This is a genomic window from Armatimonadota bacterium, from assembly GCA_020354555.1.
GTDB lineage: Bacteria > Armatimonadota > Hebobacteria.
In genome coordinates this window covers 869,048-888,612 of sequence record CP070648.1, presented here as the reverse complement: position 1 = coordinate 888,612, position 19,565 = coordinate 869,048, and the positions used below count along the sequence as shown (strand labels likewise).

Annotated in this window: 18 protein-coding genes; 5 read left to right on the top strand and 13 right to left on the bottom strand. The window is 65.8% G+C overall.

The features are described from left to right. Positions 1 to 1,072 (top strand): hypothetical protein (locus JSV65_03685; protein UCH35462.1); only part of this gene is annotated, 1,072 nt, incomplete at its 5' end. A gap of 36 nt (positions 1,073 to 1,108) precedes the next feature. Here JSV65_03685 and JSV65_03680 read toward each other — a convergent pair. The 10 genes from JSV65_03680 to trpE form a co-directional block, all read right to left on the bottom strand. Continuing rightward, positions 1,109 to 2,497: a metal ABC transporter permease gene (locus JSV65_03680; GenBank protein ID UCH35461.1), complete on the bottom strand. Its 1,389-nt coding sequence runs from the start codon at positions 2,495 to 2,497 to the stop codon at positions 1,109 to 1,111. Between the two features lie 90 nt (positions 2,498 to 2,587). Beyond that, entirely contained in the window at positions 2,588 to 3,634 is a 1,047-nt protein-coding gene (locus tag JSV65_03675; protein ID UCH35460.1) for a zinc ABC transporter substrate-binding protein, read from the bottom strand. Between the two features lie 16 nt (positions 3,635 to 3,650). Continuing rightward, a complete protein-coding gene (locus JSV65_03670; GenBank protein UCH35459.1) occupies positions 3,651 to 5,096 on the bottom strand; it encodes a hypothetical protein in 1,446 nt (481 codons plus the stop codon). A 488-nt stretch (positions 5,097 to 5,584) separates the two neighbouring features. Then, the gene (locus JSV65_03665; protein UCH35458.1) at positions 5,585 to 6,388 is read right to left on the bottom strand and encodes a tryptophan synthase subunit alpha; all 804 of its coding nucleotides are present in this window, start codon (positions 6,386 to 6,388) and stop codon (positions 5,585 to 5,587) included. Then, positions 6,385 to 7,596: a tryptophan synthase subunit beta gene (trpB, locus tag JSV65_03660; protein ID UCH35457.1), complete on the bottom strand. Its 1,212-nt coding sequence runs from the start codon at positions 7,594 to 7,596 to the stop codon at positions 6,385 to 6,387. The genes JSV65_03665 and trpB overlap by 4 nt, the downstream gene beginning before the upstream one ends. Further along, entirely contained in the window at positions 7,580 to 8,212 is a 633-nt protein-coding gene (locus JSV65_03655; GenBank protein UCH35456.1) for a phosphoribosylanthranilate isomerase, read from the bottom strand. The genes trpB and JSV65_03655 overlap by 17 nt, the downstream gene beginning before the upstream one ends. Before the next feature lie 89 nt (positions 8,213 to 8,301). Then, a complete protein-coding gene (trpC, locus tag JSV65_03650; GenBank protein ID UCH35455.1) occupies positions 8,302 to 9,084 on the bottom strand; it encodes an indole-3-glycerol phosphate synthase TrpC in 783 nt (260 codons plus the stop codon). Continuing rightward, entirely contained in the window at positions 9,081 to 10,106 is a 1,026-nt protein-coding gene (gene trpD, locus JSV65_03645) for an anthranilate phosphoribosyltransferase (GenBank protein UCH35454.1), read from the bottom strand. Before trpD ends, trpC begins: the two co-directional genes overlap by 4 nt. A 24-nt stretch (positions 10,107 to 10,130) precedes the next feature. Further along, positions 10,131 to 10,718 carry an aminodeoxychorismate/anthranilate synthase component II gene (locus JSV65_03640; protein ID UCH35453.1) on the bottom strand — a complete coding sequence of 196 codons (588 nt, stop codon included), beginning with the start codon at positions 10,716 to 10,718 and terminating at the stop codon, positions 10,131 to 10,133. A gap of 156 nt (positions 10,719 to 10,874) precedes the next feature. Next, positions 10,875 to 12,368 (bottom strand): anthranilate synthase component I, encoded by a 1,494-nt coding sequence (trpE, locus tag JSV65_03635; protein UCH35452.1) that lies wholly within the window; start codon positions 12,366 to 12,368, stop codon positions 10,875 to 10,877. Positions 12,369 to 12,445: 77 nt separating this feature from the next. Between trpE and JSV65_03630 the strand changes: the two genes are divergently transcribed. Both JSV65_03630 and JSV65_03625 read left to right on the top strand, forming a co-directional pair. Beyond that, positions 12,446 to 13,264: a histidine phosphatase family protein gene (locus JSV65_03630; protein UCH35451.1), complete on the top strand. Its 819-nt coding sequence runs from the start codon at positions 12,446 to 12,448 to the stop codon at positions 13,262 to 13,264. Positions 13,265 to 13,284: 20 nt separating this feature from the next. Then, positions 13,285 to 14,079 carry a DUF2993 domain-containing protein gene (locus JSV65_03625; GenBank protein ID UCH35450.1) on the top strand — a complete coding sequence of 265 codons (795 nt, stop codon included), beginning with the start codon at positions 13,285 to 13,287 and terminating at the stop codon, positions 14,077 to 14,079. 54 nt (positions 14,080 to 14,133) lie between these two features. Here the strand turns inward: JSV65_03625 and JSV65_03620 are convergent, their stop codons facing one another. Continuing rightward, on the bottom strand, positions 14,134 to 14,694 hold the full coding sequence (locus JSV65_03620; protein ID UCH35449.1) for a manganese efflux pump: 561 nt from the start codon (positions 14,692 to 14,694) through the stop codon (positions 14,134 to 14,136). A 422-nt stretch (positions 14,695 to 15,116) separates the two neighbouring features. On the opposite strand from JSV65_03620, the gene JSV65_03615 reads away from it, so the two are divergent. Next, a complete protein-coding gene (locus JSV65_03615) occupies positions 15,117 to 15,704 on the top strand; it encodes a signal peptidase II (protein ID UCH35448.1) in 588 nt (195 codons plus the stop codon). Then, complete coding sequence (locus JSV65_03610) at positions 15,704 to 16,261, top strand: hypothetical protein (GenBank protein ID UCH35447.1); 558 nt, start codon at positions 15,704 to 15,706, stop codon at positions 16,259 to 16,261. Before JSV65_03615 ends, JSV65_03610 begins: the two co-directional genes overlap by 1 nt. 9 nt (positions 16,262 to 16,270) lie before the next feature. On the opposite strand, the gene JSV65_03605 is transcribed toward JSV65_03610, so the two are convergent. Both JSV65_03605 and JSV65_03600 read right to left on the bottom strand, forming a co-directional pair. Then, positions 16,271 to 17,953, bottom strand: coding sequence for a tetratricopeptide repeat protein (locus JSV65_03605; protein ID UCH35446.1), 1,683 nt, complete (start codon positions 17,951 to 17,953; stop codon positions 16,271 to 16,273). Positions 17,954 to 18,010: 57 nt separating this feature from the next. Continuing rightward, positions 18,011 to 19,565: hypothetical protein (locus JSV65_03600; protein ID UCH35445.1), on the bottom strand; the 1,555-nt coding region annotated here is incomplete at its 5' end.

Here is a 19,565-nt window from a genome sequence, read left to right as displayed (position 1 = left end):
GTCGGTGACCGCGCTCGTCGCGGTAAACCCTGAAGGCGAGGTGCTGTGGCAGCGAGGTGGGGGAGGCAGGCCCGACATCGGCTATGACGTGCCGTGCACCATCTACGACCTCAACGGCGACGGGAAGACGGAGGTCTTGTACAGCTCCGAGGGCGATCTCATCGTACTCGAGGGTGCAACGGGGCGCGAGATTCGCCGCCACGCGCTGCCCGATGGCTTGCGCGCGGCGGACTGTATCGTCCTCACCGATCTCCGCGGTCTGGGGCGGCGTCAGGACGTCGTTATCAAGGATCGCTACGCCAAGGTGTACGCGTACACCGCCGAGTTCGAGCCGCTGTGGAGGTGGGAGGGCAACACGGGCCATCACCCCGAGCCCGCCGACATTGACGGCGACGGCAAGGACGAACTCCGCTGCGGCTTCGCCACGCTGGATGACGACGGCACGGTGCTGTGGCAGAACGACCTCCCGGGCCACGCGGATACGACGCGGATCGGCTTGGTTGACGATGCGCACGAGACGCGCATCCTCTCGGCGTGCTGCGGTGGCAATCAGATGGCCCTGTTCGACGTGCGCGGAAACATGCTGTGGCAGATGAAGCCGCCGCACGATTACCATTTCCAGACCGCGCTTATCGGGGATGTGCGTCGAGACCTTCCGGGGCGCGAGATCGTCGTTGACAACGGTTGGGCGCGACCGGGGCGGGCGCCCCTGCTCATCGTCAGCGCGCAAGGGGAGATCATCGGCACATACTATCCCGACTACCAGCGCTTCTTCGCGCTCGTGGACTGGGATGCTGGCGGCGAAATGCAGATCGCGATTCCGCAGTCAGCCGGGCTGTTCGACGGGCGCGGCAACAAGCGCGTGGAATTGCTGAACGTCCCGCCACCGAATGAGGGGGGCAAGGAGACGCCTTTCGTGCGCGCGGCCGACGTCTGCGGGGACGGCCGCGACGAGATTATCATCCACAACGGCGAGCGGATTGTGGTGTACACCGACCCGCGGCCGGCGCCGCGACCCATCCCCCCGCAGCCGTGCGAGCAAGCGCGGCACTATAACTTCACGTTCTATTGATGGCGATTGGCGCGCCCGGCTTCCCGACCTCGCGCGTTAGCGCAAGCCGTATCTGGCCTTCAGCCTCCTGGCCGCCTGCTGGTTCACGTCAGCCGCGAACGGCTCGGTAACCTCGAACCCAGTCGCCAGCCCCGCCACCTCATCGAGCTTGTTCACCACGGTCTGCGCGAAAAACGCCGGCGGCTCGCCGGCCAGGAAGCGCAGGGCAAGGGCGACTCCCGCTCGCTCGTCCTTGTCTATCGCGCGCACGACGAGGTCGGTCTTCTCCTGCGGATCGTCGCTTTGCTCGTAGGCCTTCTCGATCTCGCTCAGACCCGGCGGCTTGAGTGCGGGTGCCGATCGCTCCCGAACCGCCGCCGGAGGCTTCGGCGCGCCGGGCGGTGCCTCATCTGCGACGTTGTGGTCGGCCGCCTCGGCGTGTGGTGCCGACGGCTGCCGTTGCTTCTCCGCCGCAACGGCGTTATGCGCGTGGGCGTGGCGGGCGTGGCCGCCGTCAGCGCCTGGACTCGCGAGCATCTTTCCGGCCAGGAACAGTACGCCGAACGCGGCTGCGAAAAGAGCCGCGACGGCGGTAGTTGCTCCCAGCGCACGCGTTTTGTCCGGCGCGCGCACGTTGTACATGACCGCCGCGACGATGACCAGCGCCGCCGCGTACATGCCGATGACCATCGGACCGGTGGGCAGATCGGCCGCATACGACACGACGAGCCCAGCGGTGGTCACTGCGACCCCGACGAGCCACCCGAAAAGAAGTTGGCGCTCCAAGCGGTCGGTAACGAGCATTGCCATCACCGCCGGCGCGACCAGGAAAACGAAGACCAGCAGTACCCCCGCGGTGTTGACCGACATCGTGATGACGAAGCCGAACGAGAGGTAGAACAGGAAATCCCACACGCGGACATTGACGCCCGCCGACTCGGCGCGCGCCGCGTTTTCGGCGACGAGCAGGAATTGACGGCGGAAGATGTAGTGGAACAGACCGACGGCCGCAAACACGATCGCAGCGGTGCGAATGGTCGTCCACTTGACCCAGAGCACCGAGCCGGTGAGGATGTCCTTGACGTGCTCCGCGCCGTGCGGGGCTTTGTCGATGAGCAGGATGGCGGTGGCGGCGGCGATGGCGTACACCAGGCCGATCACCGCCTCCTGCGGCACCTTGCTCTCGCGCATTCGCGTGATGGTAAAGATCACCGCCGCGATCGCCGTCAACACCACGGCAAACACATAGGACGCCTGTGTGTACAGTGGTATGCCCAGCAGCAACGCGATCAAGGTCCCCAACGCCGCGATTTGCGCCAGTGCCAAGTCCACGAAGATGATCTCGCGCTTGATCACGTGGATGCCGAGGTACGACATGATGCCCACCAACAGAACGCACATGCAGAAGGCGGGCAGCATGAGCGACACAACAGCTCCAAATGCCATCTCTACGTCTCCCTTGCGGAACCCGCGGGCGAGGGACGGCGCGGCGTTCCCTCACCCGCGTCCCCGCTTCGCGCGGCCCGTCGGGTGGGGCTAGATCGCGCCCGCCTTGCGAGCCGCGCTGAGCAGCGAATCAACCCAGTAGTCAACCAGGCTGAAGTAGTCCTTTGCCTGCGGCGCGCCGCCGACGTACAGCGGAACGATTACCGCCTGCGCGTTGACGCGCGAGGCGACGCCCCTGACCTCTCCCTCGTCGAAGTAATTCGCGGCGAGAAGGATGCGGATGTTCTGGTCGCGCATGAGCTGCACGAGTTCGGCGACATGCCTAGCTGACGGCGGGATGCCGGGCTTCGGCTCAACCGTGCCCGCCTCCTTGAGCCCGAAGAGGTCGAGGAAGTACACCCAGTTCTTGTGATACGTCACGACCTCCTTGCCCCGCAACGGCAGCATCCGCCCATGCCATCCGCCCAGGTAGTCGATGAGCGGCTTGCCCTTGAACTTTTGCGACCTCAGGAACGGAATGAGCTTGTTCTTCTCGGCCAGGTCGCACAGGGTCTTGCTGCCCAGCAGCTTGACTAGGTCGGCGCCGAACAGGCGCTGGTCCAGCTCGCCTTCGAGGGCGGCGAGGTTCTTCCGATAGGAGTCCTTGCCCGCGGGATCGTTCTTGATGAGGCCGGCGGCGATGTTGCGCGCGGCGACTTTCATGTTGAGCGGACTGCACGTGACATGCGGGTTGCCGTAGATGTGCAACCCGCCCTCGGCCCGCGACAACACCGTCGGCTTTTCCAGCATTCTCATGCCTTGCGCCGCCGACACGTACCCGCGCTGGCCGCTGCGCACGTCGCGATTGCCCGACTTGTCCACCACCGTCGGCACCCAGATCTCCAGGTCGAGCCCGGTCTCGATCAGCACGTCGGCCTGGCGAACCATGTTGACGAACGACGGCTTGGGTCGGATGAAATGGGCATCCTGGTCGCCGCGCACGATGTTGGAGACCGATACGCGATCGCCGCCGATGGCCTTGACGAACTCCGCGTAATCCGGCAGCGTTGTCACGACATGAAGTTTGGCCCAAGCGGCCTGGGTGCCGCCGAGCGTCAGCACGGCAGCAAGCCCGGCCATAATCAGCATCCGTTTCATCGGCGTATCCTCTCTATCAGTAGCGCTCGTGCTTGTGAGGTCCGGCGGAGAAAATGGCCTGCAGCAGCAGACGATCGTCCGCCGGCCCGGTGCCACTGCCGTCCTCGTGGTTATACTCCAGCCGATAATGCACCCACGGGCTCTGTGACCACGTGACGTAGGGCGCGATCATCCACCGGTTGGCGTCGGCTCCGGTCACCGCGTGCGGCGCCAGCGACGCCCCCGGAATGTCGGCGTAGCTCTTCGTGTCGGGCTCGAAGTAATCCGCGCGGAGCCCGACCTCCGTGGTGCGATTGAGCTTGGTCTGGAAGTAGCTGTAGGCGCCCCAGGCGTTCAGCGTATCCTGCCCCGACCCGTCGGGAGCCAGGATATCGCGATCGAGCCAGTAGGCTTCGGTGCGCCACAGCCAGTTGCGGTAACGCATGCGCTCGGTTGGCTCCCAGAGCAAGGTCAGATCGGCCCCGAGAACGGTGGTCCACAGGTTGCGCTTGTGCGATGCGAGTTCGCCGCCGGGGGGCTGCACCGGCCACTCGTCGTTGCGGCCGACGAGGCCGGTGAGGCCGAACTCGAGATACGTGTCCTTCGACAGATCCCGGTAGTTCTTGTAGTGGAGCAAGGCCGAAGGAATGTTGCGAGTGTTGCCGCCGAAGACAAGCGGGTTCTCGCCGTCGGTTACCTGGAGCGTGAGGTCCTGGGCGACGTTGCCGGCAGCGGGGAGACTCCAATCCAAGGACAGGCCGGTCTGGTTCAGCCCCCCTGGCCCGAAGATGTGCCGCAAGGCCAGCGGGAAGTCCACCTGATCTAACCCGTGCTTGTGCCAGCGGTTCACGACTCCGAACTGCTGGCGAAACTTGCCAAGCGTCAGGTTCAAGTCGCGCCCCACGCCGTAACGGTCGAAGTAGGCCTCGCCGAGTTCCGCGCCCTCGTTATTGAACTCGACGATCGCCTTGAGGCGCGAGTACGGATCGAGGTAAGACTCGAACGCCACCTCCAGTGTCCGCAGCTCGAAGTCCGAGCGCGTCGCAGCGTCCTCGGGGTGACTGAGCGTCCCAAGGAAATCGCCGGTGGCGCTAATCTCAGGATTGAGGGCCTGAAGACCGAGCGCGCCCGAGCGGAACGTTACCTCCTCGGGCTCCCGCTCCGGCGGTGCTTCCGCAGCCTCAGCCTCGGCCGCTCGCCGCAAGGCCGTTAGATCCTCCTCCTCGGGCGCCTTGCCCTCGAGCTTCGCTTCGAGAGCTTCGATCTGAGCGGTGTAGTGCTGCTCCAAGTCGGCGAGGGCCTCCTGGACTTGCTCAAGCTTGATGTGCATTCTGGCCAGGTCGGCCTTGGTGTCCGCAAGCTCCTGGCGCAACTGCTCGACGGTGTCAGCCTGTGCGCTTGCCGCCTGGGCGCGCGCGGAAACCGTAGCCGCCAACGCGGCCGCGATAAGCAGAGCCAACAAAGGCGTGACAAAGGCTTTCAACGCATGCCTCCTCGTGTAAGGTATCAGCGATGAGCGGCTTGCGCGCGCAGCACACGGCCGTGCGTCGCAAGCACGCGACTCGCGGTACAGCGCAACTGAGATGGATGGACCTTACACGAGGGGGGGAGCGCGACTGCGGTGACTGGACGCCGCTCCAGACACGGCCAGATACTGCGGAGCCGCATCAGAGGGGCTTAATGTGGGGGTTGGGCGGTAGCCCGGTTCGGTGAGGGTGCAGGCCCCGGCGTGGTTGAGCCATGTGCAGACGAAACAGTGGCTGGGGCCTGGTCGGTGGCTCGCGTCTCGGTCAAAAGTCGCTTGGCCTGCCGGGTGCTTGGGGGCGATGGTGCCCGCATGCGTGTGCAGGAATGTGCCGCCGAGGATGACGACGAACCAAGGCAGCACACACAGCCAGAGCGGCAACTTGCTGACGCGACGCAGCCGCATGACGCTCATATCATACCAGAATCGCGGGCCGAGTCAAACCCTCAGCGGCGGGTCGCCTGCTTGAGAGTTCCGAGAAATCCTTCCACCGCCCGCTCGAGATCGGTGTCGGCGGCATGTTTCGCGATGAGGCTGACGAGGGCACTGCCGACGACCGCTCCATCCGAGAACTCGCACACCTCCCTGACTTGCTCGGGCTGCGACAACCCGAACCCCACGACCACGGGCAGTGCGCGCAGCCCGACTCCGCGTACTCGCGTGACCAGCACGCGAGCATCGGGCGGGAGCCGGTCTCGCGCGCCCGTCACGCCCAAGCGGGACACGCAGTACACGTAGCCGGTCGCCATTTCCGCCACTGAGGCAATCCTGGAGTCCGGGCTGGTCGGGGCGAGGAGAAAGATCGTATCCAGGCCCGCCGCGCGCGCATGCGGCAGCCAGGTCTCGGCTTCCTCGGGGGGGAGGTCGGTCAGCAGAACGCCGTCCACTCCCGCCGCCGCCGCGGCGGAGGCGAATCTCTCCCATCCGTACTGCGCTATCGGATTGGCGTAGGTCATGAGCACGACCGGCGTCTCGGAGCCATCTCGAAATCGCTTGACCAACTCGAGTACGCCGTCAACGGACGCGCCTGCTCGCAGCGCGCGATCGTAGGCCGCCTGATTCACCGGGCCGTCCGCCAGGGGATCGGAGAACGGCACGCCGAGTTCGATCACATCCGCCCCCGCGCGCGCTAGAGCCGCCGTGACGCGCAGGCTTCTTTCAGTGTCCGGATCGCCCGCGACGATGAACGGGATGAGCGCTCCCTCGCCGTTGGCCCGCAGCTCTGAAAACCGCCTGGCGATGCGCGTCACGCTGCGCCCCCTTCGCTCAGGTGCTCGATGATCGCCGCGTCCTTGTCTCCGCGGCCGGAAAGGTTGATGAGTATCACGCCGCTTGAATCCATGTCTTTTGCGACCGTTCGCGCATACGCCACGGCGTGCGCGCTCTCCAGCGCCGGTATGATGCCCTCGAGACGAGAGAGTTCGCGGAACGCCTCCACTGCCTCGGCGTCGGTCACCGACACGTACTGCGCTCGCTTCGTGTCGCGCAGGTGCGCGTGCTCCGGGCCCACGCCGGGATAGTCGAGCCCGGCGGCGATCGAGTGCGTCGGATGGATCTGCCCGTGGGTGTCCTGCAGCAGCGAGGTCATCGCCCCATGGAGGATGCCCGGAGTGCCGATGCCGAGGCTGGCGGAATGGCGTCCGCTTTCCAATCCTTCCCCGGCCGCCTCGACGCCGACAAAGCGCACGTCGTCATCCAGCATGGGATAGAAGATGCCGATGGAGTTCGACCCGCCGCCGACGCAGGCCAGGATGCAGTCCGGCAGCCGGCCTTCGACCTCCACCATCTGGGCCCGCGCCTCGCGACCGATGACGCTCTGGAAATCGCGCACCATCATCGGGTACGGATGCGCTCCGACCACCGAGCCGATGACGTAGAACGTGTGCTCGACGTTGGTCACCCAATCGCGGAACGCCTCGCTCGTCGCGTCCTTCAGTGTCTTGCTGCCGGCGCTGACGCCGATGACGCGCGCGCCCAGCAGTCGCATGCGAAAGACGTTGAGCGCCTGGCGCTCCATGTCTTCTTCGCCCATGTAGACGTCGCACTCGAAACCGAACAACGCGGCGACGGTCGCCGTGGCGACGCCGTGCTGCCCGGCGCCGGTCTCGGCGATAATCCTCCGCTTGCCCATGCGCCGCGCCAGCAGCGCCTGACCCAGAGTGTTGTTGATCTTGTGCGATCCCGTGTGCGCGAGGTCCTCGCGCTTGAGGTACACCTTCGGGCCGCCCCACGCTTCGCTCAGTCGGCGACAGAAGTACACGGGCGTCGGCCGCCCCGCGTAGTAGCGCAGATAGTAGTCGAGTTCGCGTTGGAACTCGGGGTCCTGTTTCGCCTCCGCGTACGCCTGCGTCAATTCCTCCAGCGGCGCCATCAACGTCTCGGGCACGAACCGTCCGCCGTACGACCCAAAACGGCCGCGCCCATCAGGCAGCGCCGCTGCCTCACGCTTTCCCTGCATCGAATTCCCTCACCGCGCGCACGAACTCGCGCATCAGATCGCGATCCTTCTTCCCCGGCGCCGACTCGACACCCGTGCTGACGTCCACCGCGTATGGTCGCGCCGCCTCAAGCGCCGCCACCACATTATCCGGGTTCAGCCCCCCGGCGAGGATAATCGGCTTTCCTGCTTCCGCCGCCCTCTTCGCCAGCCTCCAGTCGAAGGCGACGCCCGTCCCGCCGCGCTTGCCTGTGACCCGCGAGTCGAGAAGGAAGGCGTCCGCCCGGTCGTAGTCATCCATCCCTTCGAGATCGCCCTTGCGGCGCACCCGAAAGGCCTTGATAATCCGCCACGCGCCGAGCTGGTCGAGATAACCGGGCGACTCCCCCCCGTGCAACTGCACTGCCTGGCAGCCCGAGATCTCCAGTTTGCTCCGGAGTTCGCCGATCTCTTCGTCGGCCGCGACCGCGACGGCGGTGACAAACGGCGGCAGCCCGCCGACGATAGCCGCAGCGTCCCTCGGTGCAATCTTCCGCGGGCTGCGGGCGAAAACAAAGCCCAACGCATCAGCGCCCAGTTCGACCGCCGCCGAGGCATCGTCAATACTCGTAATCCCACAGATCTTGATGCGTGTCATCTCAACCGATCATGTCATTCTGAACGAGCAGAGCGAGTGAAGAATCTCGCGGCGCTGGCGCTCCATCTTACGAGACCCTTCGCTCGCGCTCAGGGTGACAGGGCTTTGTGCCGTCCCGCCTCTACGAGTTCCCGTGTCATCGCGCCTGAATCCTCCGCCACCATCAGCGCCTCGCCGACCAGCACCGCGTTGACGCCCAGCGCCGACAACGCGCGGACGTCATCAGCCGTGCTGATGCCGCTTTCGCTGACGCCGATGCGGTCCGCCGGCACGAGCGGCCGCAGCTCGCGCGTCGTCGCGAGGTCGACTTGGAACGTCGTCAGATCGCGGTTGTTGATGCCGATGATTCCCGCGCCGACGGCAACAGCACGCGCCACCTCTACCGCATTGTGCGTCTCCACCAGTGCCGCGAGACCGAGGTCGCGCGCGGTGCCGAGCATCGGCGTCAGGTCGTCCCCCAGCGCGGCGCAAATCAGCAACACCGCGTCGGCTCCCGCAGCGGCGCTCTCCTGGAGTTGCCACTCGTCCACAAGGAAATCCTTGCGCAGGATCGGCAGGGAACACGCCCCGCGCGCTTGTTGCAGATCCGCCAGGCTGCCGTCGAAGTACTTCGTATCGGTAAGCACCGACATCGCTGCCGCGCCGCCCACCTCGTATGCAGCGGCGGCCTGCGCCGGGGACGGCCGGTCGGCGATGACGCCTCGCGACGGGGATGCCCGCTTGAATTCCGCGATGATCGCGACTCCCTCTCCGCGCAGTGCCGATGTGAAGTCGCGGGCGGGCGAAGAACGCGCGCCGGGGTGGGGGAGGGCGGCCTTGCGCTCCGCGACTTCCCGGCGTTTGTCCGCCAGTATCTCGTCGAGCACGCTCACTGCGTGGTCTTCCGCGCGGCGCAAAAGGCCTGCATCTCCCTGAGCCTGGCCAGAGCCGCTCCGGAGTCTATCGCCTCGGTCGCGACCGACAGTCCTTCGGCCAGATCCGCCGCCGCGCCGCCCGCCGCAATCGCCGCCGCCGCGTTGAGCAGCACGATGTCCCGCTTCGGCCCCGCGTTGCCCTCCAGAATGCCCACCAGCGTGCGCGCGTTCTCGGCGGCATCGCCCCCGCTGATGGACTCGGGCTCGGCGCAGGTCAGGCCGAACTCCTCCGGCCGGATCGAATACGAGTTGACCTCGCCGTCGCGCACCTCATGTACCAGGGTCTCGCCGGCCGTCGAGATCTCGTCCACGCCGCACGCCCCGTGTACCACGAACGCGCGCTCCGCGCCAAGGTTCGCGAGCACGCGCGCGAGCGGCTCCGCCCACTCGGGCCCCGGGACGCCCAGGACCTGGGCCGTCGCCCCCGCCGGATTCGTCAGCGGCCCGAGTAGGTTGAACACCGTCCGAACGCCGAGTTCGCGGCGCACGGGCGCGGCGTGCTTCATCGCGGGGTGGAAGCGCGGCGCGAACATGAACCCGATGCCGACTTCGTCAATGCACCGGCTCACATCCTCCGGCTCCATCTCCAGTGTGATATCGAGTGCCTCGAGGACGTCCGCGCTGCCGCACTTGCTGGTCACCGAGCGGTTCCCGTGCTTCGCCACCGCGACGCCCGCCCCCGCGACCACGAACGCCGCTGCCGTGGACACGTTGAACGTTTTCACTCGATCCCCGCCGGTGCCGCAGGTATCGGCGAGCGGGTATCGCTTGGGCTTGATGCGCACCGCCTTGTCGCGCATGACTCGCACGAAACCGGTAATCTCATCCGGGGTCTCGCCCTTCATGCGCAGCCCAACCAGGAGTCCCGCGATCTGCGCCGGCGTAGCCTCGCCGTCCATGACACAGGTCATCGCCGCAGCCGACTCCTCTTCCGTCAGGTCTCTGCGCTCGATGAGCTTGCCGATGATGTCCTGTATCATGGTCCTCTCCCGTGTCGGCACTTCCTAGACTGTCGCGGTGATCGGTAGTCCCAGGAAATTCCTGAGCAAATCCTGGCCCACTTCGGTCAGAACAGACTCCGGGTGGAACTGCACGCCCTCGGTCAGGGGGTGCTCGCGATGACGCACGCCCATGATCTCGCCCATGTCGGCGCTGCGCGCGGTGATCTCCAGGCAACTCGGCATCGTGCCCTCGTCTACGATCAGCGAGTGATACCGCGTCGCCTCGAACGGTTTCGGCAGACCGCGATAGACGCCGCCGCCGTCGTGTTCGATCATGGAAGTCTTGCCGTGCATCAGCCGCGGCGCGCGGACGATCCTGCCGCCGAACGCTTCGCCGATGCACTGGTGCCCGAGGCACACGCCGAGGATCGGCTTCTCCCCGGAGAAGCGCCGGATGAGATCCATGGACACGCCGGCTTGGCGCGGGTCACCGGGCCCGGGGGAGACCACGATGTGATCCGGGTTCAGCTCCTCCGCTTCCCCCACCGTGATCTTGTCGTGGCGGAACACCCGCACGTCCTGCCCCAGCTCGCCCAGGTATTGCACGAGGTTGTATGTGAAGGAATCGTAGTTGTCTATCATCAGGATCATTGAATGTGGTCCTTCGCGCCCTTCGTCGTGCGGCCGCGCCGGCCTCGGCTTGCACCGACACCATGTGATACGCCAGGGGGCGGCTGTGCCACATTCCGCTGCGCAAGCGAAGACGCCCTCGATTGAGCGGCCGCCCGTCGCCGGTCACCCCGTACCTCAGTCTCCCCCCTCCGCCGTCTCGAGCGCCCGCAGCAACGCCATCGCCTTGTTCATTGTCTCCTGGTGCTCGCGCTCGGGGACGGAGTCGGCGACAATGCCGGCACCGACCTGGACGTATGCGGTGTCGTCCTTGACCACGATCGTGCGAATCGTAATCGCCGTATCCATGTTCCCGCTGAAGCTGAAGTACCCGATGGCGCCCGCGTATGGCCCACGCCGCGTCGGCTCCAACTCGTCAATGATCTCCATCGCGCGAATCTTCGGCGCCCCCGAGACCGTGCCCGCCGGGAAGCACGCGCGCAGGACGTCGAACTGATCCTTGCCCTGGGCGAGCCGCCCGCGCACGTTCGACACCATATGGCTCACGTGCGAGTAGCGCTCCACGGTCATGAGCTTGTCCACTTCGACCGTGCCCGACTCGCACACGCGCCCGATGTCGTTCCGCCCGAGGTCCACCAGCATGATGTGCTCCGCGCGCTCCTTCTCGTCGCGCAGGAGATCGGCGACCAGTTCCTCGTCCTCTTGTGGCGTTTGCCCCCGCGGCCGCGAGCCGGCGATCGGGCGGGTAATCACCTCGCCGTCCTCTTCGGAGACCAGCCGTTCGGGCGAACTGCCGATGATCTTCAGATCGCCGTAGCTCAGATAGTACATATAAGGCGAAGGATTCAGCGAGCGCAGCGCGCGATAGACCTCGAACGGATCCGCCCGCATCGGCTTGGTCAAGCGCTGGGAGAGCACTACCTGGATCGCGTCGCCGGCGGCGATATACTCCTTGGCGCGCACTACCCCGTCCATGAACTGCTCGCGCGTCATGTTGGAGCGCGGTGGAGCGGAGGGCGTAATAAACCCGCCCGACGGATCGGCCACGAGGTGCGGGCGGTCTATATGGCGCGACAGACGCCTGATCATCCCGTCAATCTTGCCCACCGCCTCGTCGTACGCCGCGTCCGGGTCGTCGCCGACGTACGCGTTGGCCATGACCAGGATCTTCTGCCTGAGGTGATCGAAGATCAGGTAGGTGTCAGTGAAAACGAGCATGCAGTCCGGGAGATCGAGGTCGTCTTCGGTCGAATCCGGCAGCTCCTCGAAGAAGCGTACGATATCGTAGCTCAGGTAACCCACCGCGCCGCCGCAGAAGCGAGGCAGCTCGGGGCTGGCGACGAAGCGGTGGCGAAGGAGAAGCTCTTTGATGACGGTGAGAGGATCGGAACCGGGTGGAAGCTCGCGGGTTTCCTCGCCTTGCGGGCCGGCTATGCGGACGCGGCGGCCCTTGCTCTGGAAAACGAGGTACGGCTGACTGCCGAGAAATGAGTAGCGGCCGACCTTCTCTCCGCCTTCCACGCTCTCCAGCAGGAAGGCGTAGTCGCTCGAGCCGAGCTTGAGGAACGCCGAGACGGGGGTCTCGAGATCGCCCAAGCAGGCTCGATAGACTGGGATGAGGTCGCCCCGTCGCGCCCGTTCTCGGAACTCGCCGCGTGTTGGTGAATACATGTCGTTCTCGACGGTGTTTCGGACATCGCAGGGGATTGTAGCAGAATATCGCCGCCCGCGCAAGGGTTGCCCCGGGGATGGCTTTCGCAGCCTACTGCGCGAGCCGCGGCTGGCTCGTGCGATTCTGGATTCCGCACGACACCCGCCTGTCGCGCACTGCGGCAGGGGAGCGGGTCATCCCGACGAACTTAGACAGCAGTCACACGACGCGACTTCGGGCAGACGACACAGCGATGGGCACGCTCTTCCTATTCCGTCACGGCGAGACCGACCTCAGCGCCGGGCACTACTGCGGCGCTACCGACCCGCCGCTCAACGAGCACGGTCGCCGGCAGGCTGCGGGCGTCCGTGACTACTTGCGCGGCCAATCCGTCGCCGCCATCTATGCCAGCCCGATGCGACGCGCGGTCGAGACCGCCGAGCCCGCCGCCGACGCGCTGGGCCTCGAAACCTGCACCATCCCAGCCCTGCGCGAGGTGGACTTCGGCGAATGGGAGGGTCGCGGCCTCGACGAAGTGCGTGAGCGCTACCCTGAACTGTGGCAGCGCCGGCAAGAAGATCCCTTCTCCGTTACTCCGCCTGGCGGCGAGCGGTACAGCGACCTCGCCGCGCGTGTCTTGCCTGCGTTCGACGAACTGATCGCCGACCACCAAGAGGACGCGATTGTAGTCGTCGCCCACATGAGCGTAAACCGCATCTTCCTCGCGCACGTATTGCATATGCCGATGGAGTACCTGCGCCGGATCGGTCAGGATACCGCTGCGCTCAGTCTCATTGCCTTGGACGGTGAGCGAATCGAGATCCTGACCATGAACGAGCGCTGCCATCTGGCAGGCCCCGCCTCCGATCCCACGCGGCGGTCAGCGGACGCGGCTGGATTGCCGATCGAGCAATGAGCGGGGAACTGGTTTCAGCAATGGAATCTCTTATCGCGGCGATACTGGCGGCCCTGCTGAGCGCGCTCGGCGTGACCGGGAAGGTTGAGCGCGGGGTGGAAAACAGCCTGCGCCAACAGCTTGGCGAGGTCAAGCAGGTCAAGGTTGACATTCACCGCGGCCATCGCTCGCCGCTGTCGCGCCAGGTGGACCTCGTGGATATTACGCTGTCAGGTTTCGAAGCGCGCTCGGGAACCGGCCCGGGCCTCGAGATCGGCGGCGGCGGCGACCTGGTCGGCAAAGTGGGCAAGGTGGCGATTCACGCCCGCGACTTCCGCGTCAGCGACCTCCCCGTGGACCGCCTCGACATCACCATCCGGGATGTTCGCTACGATCTGTGGAAAGCCATCTGGCGGCGCAAGCTCGAGGTCATCCGCGTCGGCGAGAGCGACGCGGAGATCTCGCTCAATGCCCGCGCGCTGACCCGGATGCTGGCGCCGCGCGTCAAGCAGGTTGAGAATCTGAAACTGACATTCGAGGAAGGGCGCATCAACGTGTCCGGCGACGCTCGCTTCGGGTTGCGTATTCCCGTGGGTCTGAAGTGCAGCCTCGCATCTGTCGGCGGCGGCAAGATATACGTCGTCGATCCCAAGGCGAGCGTCTCGATTGTGCCCGTCCCCTCGTTTGTTGTCTCGCGATTGCTCGATGAGATCAACCCGTTGGTTGATCTGAACGAGGGCAAGCAGGGGCCGTTCCGGCTGGAGATTGACGAGATTCGCATCACCCGCCGCGCCCTGCGCATCCACGCCAAGTTGCTCTCGCGCAAGAAGACCTAGCCCCGCCCCGGCTATCGCAGGCGGCATCGCGCGCGACCGTACGGCCCAACGACGCTACATCCGCAGCATCCTGACGCCCAGGATGACGAGCACCACGCCGCCGAGTATCTCAGCTCGGCGGCCGAGGTGCTTCTCCGCGCGCACCCCGAGGCCGGCGCCGATGTAGGTGAGACCGGTCGTGATCACCCCAATCAGGGGGCAGGCAAGCCACAGGTTCGCCCCCACCAAGCGCATCCCCACTCCCGCACCGAAGGCGTCAATGCTCGTCGCCACGCTCAGGCCCATGAGCGACCAGCCGCGCGACGGATCGAGCTGCGGAGAGTCCTCATCTTGACCGTCGTCGTTCCAGTGACGGACAGCCTCGACGATCATCCTGATGCCCACGAGTTCCAGCAGCGCGAACGCGACCCAGTGATCGTAGTGCCGCACGTAGACGTAGAGGTAGGATCCGAGCAGCGCCCCGAGCACAGGCATGAGGCCCTGGAATGCCCCGAAGGAACCGGCTAGGCGTATCGCACCGAACCTTGGGCAGCACCGCGGGCCCACCGAAGCGGCGACGGAAAAGGCGTCAATGGCAAGCGCCACAGCAAGCGCGACGATCTCAGGATTGCTCAATCCGGCGACTCTTCCCTCATTCGAACGTGCGGAAACGCGGGACGAGGCTCATCGCGCCGCCACTCCCAGGGCAGCGTACCTGAAGGTATGCTCCCTTGGCAGGCCGGCGAACGACGAGTCTCGCTACCGCCGTGCGCGATGGCCCCAACACCGCGCGAGGACCGTTCAATAATAGGTGAATATGCCGGCCGAGGCAAGCTACGCCCACCCGCTGGTTTCCCAACCCCGTCCGGTTCGGCTGCGAATTCGCACCGCCAAACCATTGCCCGTGCGGCATCTCAGACGCCCAACTCTTACCCCCTCGCAGGCTGGTCGGGGCGTGGCACAGTTCTTGCTCCGGCGTACTGTGGGTGTCCAGTCACCACAGCAACCGGAGCACATGCCGCGGCCCGGAAAGCAATCCATAGCCCGGGAGCGATCGTGTGAACGGAAGTTTGTTAGCTCAGACCGTCATTTCCGGCGCGTTGGTTAGCGCCTGCATCCTCGTCTTCCTGCTCCGCTTCTCACGACGGCGCTCCCGCTGGCCGCAGGCGGTTGCAGCGGTCATCTTCCTCGATCAGGCCAGCAGATGGGTCGTCGCTGAGTTGATGCCCCCCGGCGCAGCCCACTCCTACCTCGGCGGTAGAATCGAGGTCGCCTACCACGCGAACCACCTTCAAGGCTTCGGGGCCACGTCGTGGTGGCTGCTGTACGTCACCCTCGTTGGCGTCATCGCCAGCATTCGCCTCTACCAGATGCTGCTGGAGCGCCGCTACGTCATGTCATTTGCGACCGAACTCGGCTTGGGGATGATACTCGGGGGGGTCGCCACAATCGCCATGGCCCGGGCGACGAACGGCTTCGTGGTGGATTTCCTTCGGTTTGGCCCGAGCTTCAGCTACGTCTACAACTTCGCCGATCTGGCGGCCATCGCCGGAGCGGTGATTCTCCTGGCCCGAGGGATCAGCATCCTTCCATCCGTCGTCGGGCAGGAGATGGCACCGGCGCGCGCCGAGGAAGGAGCCGAGTAGTGAGACCGCTCGGTCATGCCCGTGTCGGCGGCGAGCCGGCCCCGGCCGCGGAAACGCGGCAGGCCACCGCCGGTCGCTTTGTTCTCCTCGAAAGCGCGGTTCGCGCCGGGCACGCGACGAGCGATGCGGTGGTCAAGCAGTTCGGCACGGCTGATCCGCTGCGGCTGGCTGAAGCCATCGGCATACGGCTCGAGCTGAAAGAGCGCTGCCGCGATAACCCGCGCTTGCGCAGCGAGGTGCTCGCCGACCCGCCGACAATCGTGCTCTACGTTGACGCGCTGGGCGAACTGTCGCGCCTGCTCGCCTTGCGCGCGCCGCGTCTCAACTCGGTCCCGCTCGACACGATAGCCGTTGCGATCGAGCTGTATCGCTATCTCGAGCGCGGTCGCCGGGATCTCCTGCGCGGCGTCAAACCCGGCTGGCCGCGCGTGGCGCGCGAGGTCGCCGCTCACGCCTTTGCCCAGGACCTTCTGGAACTGCCCTTCTTCCCCGCGGAGATTGACGCCGTGGACCGCCTTGCCCGGACGCCCATCCACCTCGGCGTCAGACGGGGATAGCGTCTGCGTCTACTCCACGTCGGACCGCGTCTCTCCGATCATCCACGACACGAGAGCGATCAGGAGCTTCAGGTTGTCACAGTCCGCGGAATCGCCGCAATGGCGCAGCCCGATCCCCATGAATCCGGAACCGACCCCGGCGGCGACGACAACTCCGCGCCCACGCTTCACCGCCGCTATCAACGGGGTGTCATCGCGATACGCGAGCACTGCATCGGGATTGCCTATGACCTCCGCCGGCACTGCGACATGGATCTCCTCCGGCAAGAACGACAGCTCTGATTCGGCTCCTGCCGAGATGGCAGTCGGCCAGGCGGTGTCGTAGCCTTCGTCCTCAGCTCGAAAGCCGAGCCCAAAGACGGCGATGAGGTCGTTCGGCGCTTTTGGCCACGGCCCGCTCACGACGAGCAGACCACCGCCCCCACGTACGTAGTCGGTTAGTCGCGTGGCTTCCTCGGCCGTGTACGGCACCTCGTCCTGCCCCCCGTTGATGATGACAGCGGCGTATCGCGAAAGATCAAGCTGCGTCAAGCGCGCGTGCCCAAGTCGCAGCACATGAACTCGGTAGCCCGCCTCGATGAGAGCCTTCAGCACCTCGTGCTGCCCCGCCCACCGGCTGGAGCCATCGGCGGACAGGTCGTCAGTGCGCGCCTCTCCGTGGGTCTCGTCAATGAGGATGCGTGCGTCACGGCCGGTGACCACTGGCACTGCGAAGCCCAACGCGGTGAGTCGCTCAGCGGCTTGCTTGGCGATAGTGCTCTCGGAATGGCAGCTCTTGACCAGGCGGCGGTACGCGTCCGCGGCCGCGAGCTTCGCGCCTGAGGCCTCGAAGAACCGACCGGTCTCCCACAGCGCCGTCTCGCCCTCCGGCAGCCCAGCGAACTGGCGAGCCACCTGGCGATGTATTGCCAGGGTCGCCTCGGTTCTGCCGCGCTCCGCATGGAGCGCAGCGAGTCTCAGCAAAGCCCGTGCGGTGAGCAGGCTCCGCGGGTAGAGGCGCGCGAGCTTCTCGCACTGCTCCACACATTGCTCCACCTGCCCGGCCTGCTCATACGTTTCGGCCATGCCCCACAAGCCGGTCGGGATCCATGATGAGGATGTATGCGCCAGATCAAGATACGCCTGCACGGCTGCTTCGTATTCTCCCCGCATCCGATGGAGGCTGGCGAGTTCGCGCAGCGCCCAGCCGCGCCACGTGTTCTTCCAGTCCGTCGCGGTCCGGTACGCCGCGATGGCCTCCTCGATCTTGCCCTGCCTGCGGAGCAGCTTGGCGAGCCAATACTGGGCCCCGCCTTCCCAGTCGGCTCCGTACCAGTCCGAATGCGGAAACTTCGCTACCCCGCGGTACGCCGTTGCGGCTTCGTCAAGCCGGTCGAGAGACGACAGACACAGAGCGAGGCGAAATTGCGCTGGCTGGGCGAAGTCGGTGGCGCTGTGCTCCTCCGTGATGCGCTTGAACGTCGCGAGGGCTTGGGCATGCTCTCCACCGCGATACAGGCGCTCGCCCTCATCCCACAGCGCACGTGCCGCCTGTTCTCTCGATTCCTGGTTCCCAACTTCCGCCGCAGCCGCCGAGGATAGACCGACCCAGAGACCGCACGTGAGCACGGCGGCAACGAGGGCACACCCAGCGTGCGGCTTCATCGCTCTGCCGAGACCGCGCGCACCGTTCCGGAATGAGCGGAGTGACATCTCCTCGGCCTCCTCGTATTGATCGTTCAACGAATGGCAGGGAAGCGGCTTTTCCCGTCACTTGCCCACTCGTTCGCGCGCCGATGGGTCGGCCAGCACAAAGGATTGCGCGATGTCGAGCAGCTCGGGCAGCGACAGGTTACCATTGAGGTGCACCTCCGTGCCGTCCTCCATCCACGTCAGTTCATGACCGAACCCCTCGTCGTGCCTGTGCCAGCCCACTCGGTCGCCGATGGCGATGCGATCCGCGCCCTCCCATTCGCCGCCGGGCCACCCGCGCATCTCCGAGAACATGAAGTACCGGCCTTCGCGGTCGGAATATGAGAAGAGAATCTGCTCAGGAGTCTCTCCGCCGTCATCGTGTTTCTGGTACGGAGTGATGTTCGAGGCGGTGAGTTGAAAGCCGTCGGGCACGGCGCGCGGCACGAGGAGAAGGAAGTGCACCCGCGCCTGGGCGGCCACCGGGTCCTGCACCTCAATGCGATCGGCGGCGCTCGCCGTGCGCGCCGTCATGGACGCGGCGATGTTGATGACCTCCGTCGTCGGCACCTCCGCAGCGTCAACGCGGAACCGACGCCCGTGCATCTCCCACACCAGGACAACTCGTTCGAACGGCTCGTGAAGCTGAGCGATCTCCCCAGGGCCACCGTTGATCGTCACCGTGCGCCCGTTCGGCAGCCCGGGTAGAGGATGGTTCTGCTCATCCCGGCTCTGCTCAATGCGCAGCGTGGCGCCGGACTCAGCGGCGAGTTCCACGGCCATCCACGTCCGTTCGCCGTCCGAGCCGGTCAGGAAATGGCGGAATCCCTGCGGCAGGTATTGTGGGGCGTAGTAGGTCACGCTGCTGCTCGTATCCGTCGGTAAGAAGGTGAGGTCAGGCAGCCACGTGTCGCCATCAGGCGCCATAGTGTCAGAAAGATAATCGGGCGCTTGCGACAGCGCGCCCTTAAAGACCCTAGCGCCATCCGGCACCTTCGCCTCAAACAGATCGTCAGGCTTGGGCTCGTTGACCCGCACGACCGTCGCCTCGATTCGGCTCCGCAGTTTGCCGCCACTGTATTGCTCAAACCGCAGCGGGACAAATAGTTGCTTGTCTACCCAACGCAGGACGGCAAAGCTGCTCAGTTCAGCCCGCAGCGTGTCGGGGATGTCGGCGGCGAGGGCCTCGGGCAGGTCCGAGGGATCGAACGAGAACTCATAGACGTAGCAGGCGCGGCCGAGCACGGTGTCTTCGTCCACCGGATTGTCGCAGCCGTCTTCGAGCGCCTGCTTGTGCTTGGCGACGTAGTCATCCCATCCCCGGTGCCTCGCGCCGAAGTCAACGTCGAGGTCGTCATCGTCGCTCGAGCATGCGGCTACCTGATCGCGCATCTGCCAGAGATAGACGTCATTCCTGAGGTCGTGCAGGATGACGCTCTCGCCGGCGGCGACCACTGTGGAGCGCTGTTTCTCGGTCCGTTTCTCCATCCGCCACCGATCGGGCTCCGCGAACCACAGGTGTATCTCGCCGGTGCCGGCTTCGGGGTCGGGGCCGACCCGGTAGAGGATCTCGAAACTGCGGACTTCGGCTGGTGCTGTGTCGGCGGCGGGAATTGCCGGAGTCGCGTCGGTG

What these genes read in the sequence shown, in the direction of transcription:
- JSV65_03680 (UCH35461.1), bottom strand. Translation starts at nt 2,497, where the DNA reads ATGGCATTTGGAGCTGTTGTGTCGCTCATGCTGCCCGCCTTCTGCATG.
- JSV65_03675 (UCH35460.1), bottom strand. Translation starts at nt 3,634, where the DNA reads ATGAAACGGATGCTGATTATGGCCGGGCTTGCTGCCGTGCTGACGCTC.
- trpB (UCH35457.1), bottom strand. Translation starts at nt 7,596, where the DNA reads ATGCAGGGAAAGCGTGAGGCAGCGGCGCTGCCTGATGGGCGCGGCCGT.
- JSV65_03655 (UCH35456.1), bottom strand. Translation starts at nt 8,212, where the DNA reads ATGACACGCATCAAGATCTGTGGGATTACGAGTATTGACGATGCCTCG.
- trpD (UCH35454.1), bottom strand. Translation starts at nt 10,106, where the DNA reads ATGATACAGGACATCATCGGCAAGCTCATCGAGCGCAGAGACCTGACG.
- JSV65_03640 (UCH35453.1), bottom strand. Translation starts at nt 10,718, where the DNA reads ATGATCCTGATGATAGACAACTACGATTCCTTCACATACAACCTCGTG.
- trpE (UCH35452.1), bottom strand. Translation starts at nt 12,368, where the DNA reads ATGTATTCACCAACACGCGGCGAGTTCCGAGAACGGGCGCGACGGGGC.
- JSV65_03630 (UCH35451.1), top strand. Translation starts at nt 12,446, where the DNA reads ATGGCTTTCGCAGCCTACTGCGCGAGCCGCGGCTGGCTCGTGCGATTC.
- JSV65_03625 (UCH35450.1), top strand. Translation starts at nt 13,285, where the DNA reads ATGGAATCTCTTATCGCGGCGATACTGGCGGCCCTGCTGAGCGCGCTC.
- JSV65_03605 (UCH35446.1), bottom strand. Translation starts at nt 17,953, where the DNA reads ATGTCACTCCGCTCATTCCGGAACGGTGCGCGCGGTCTCGGCAGAGCG.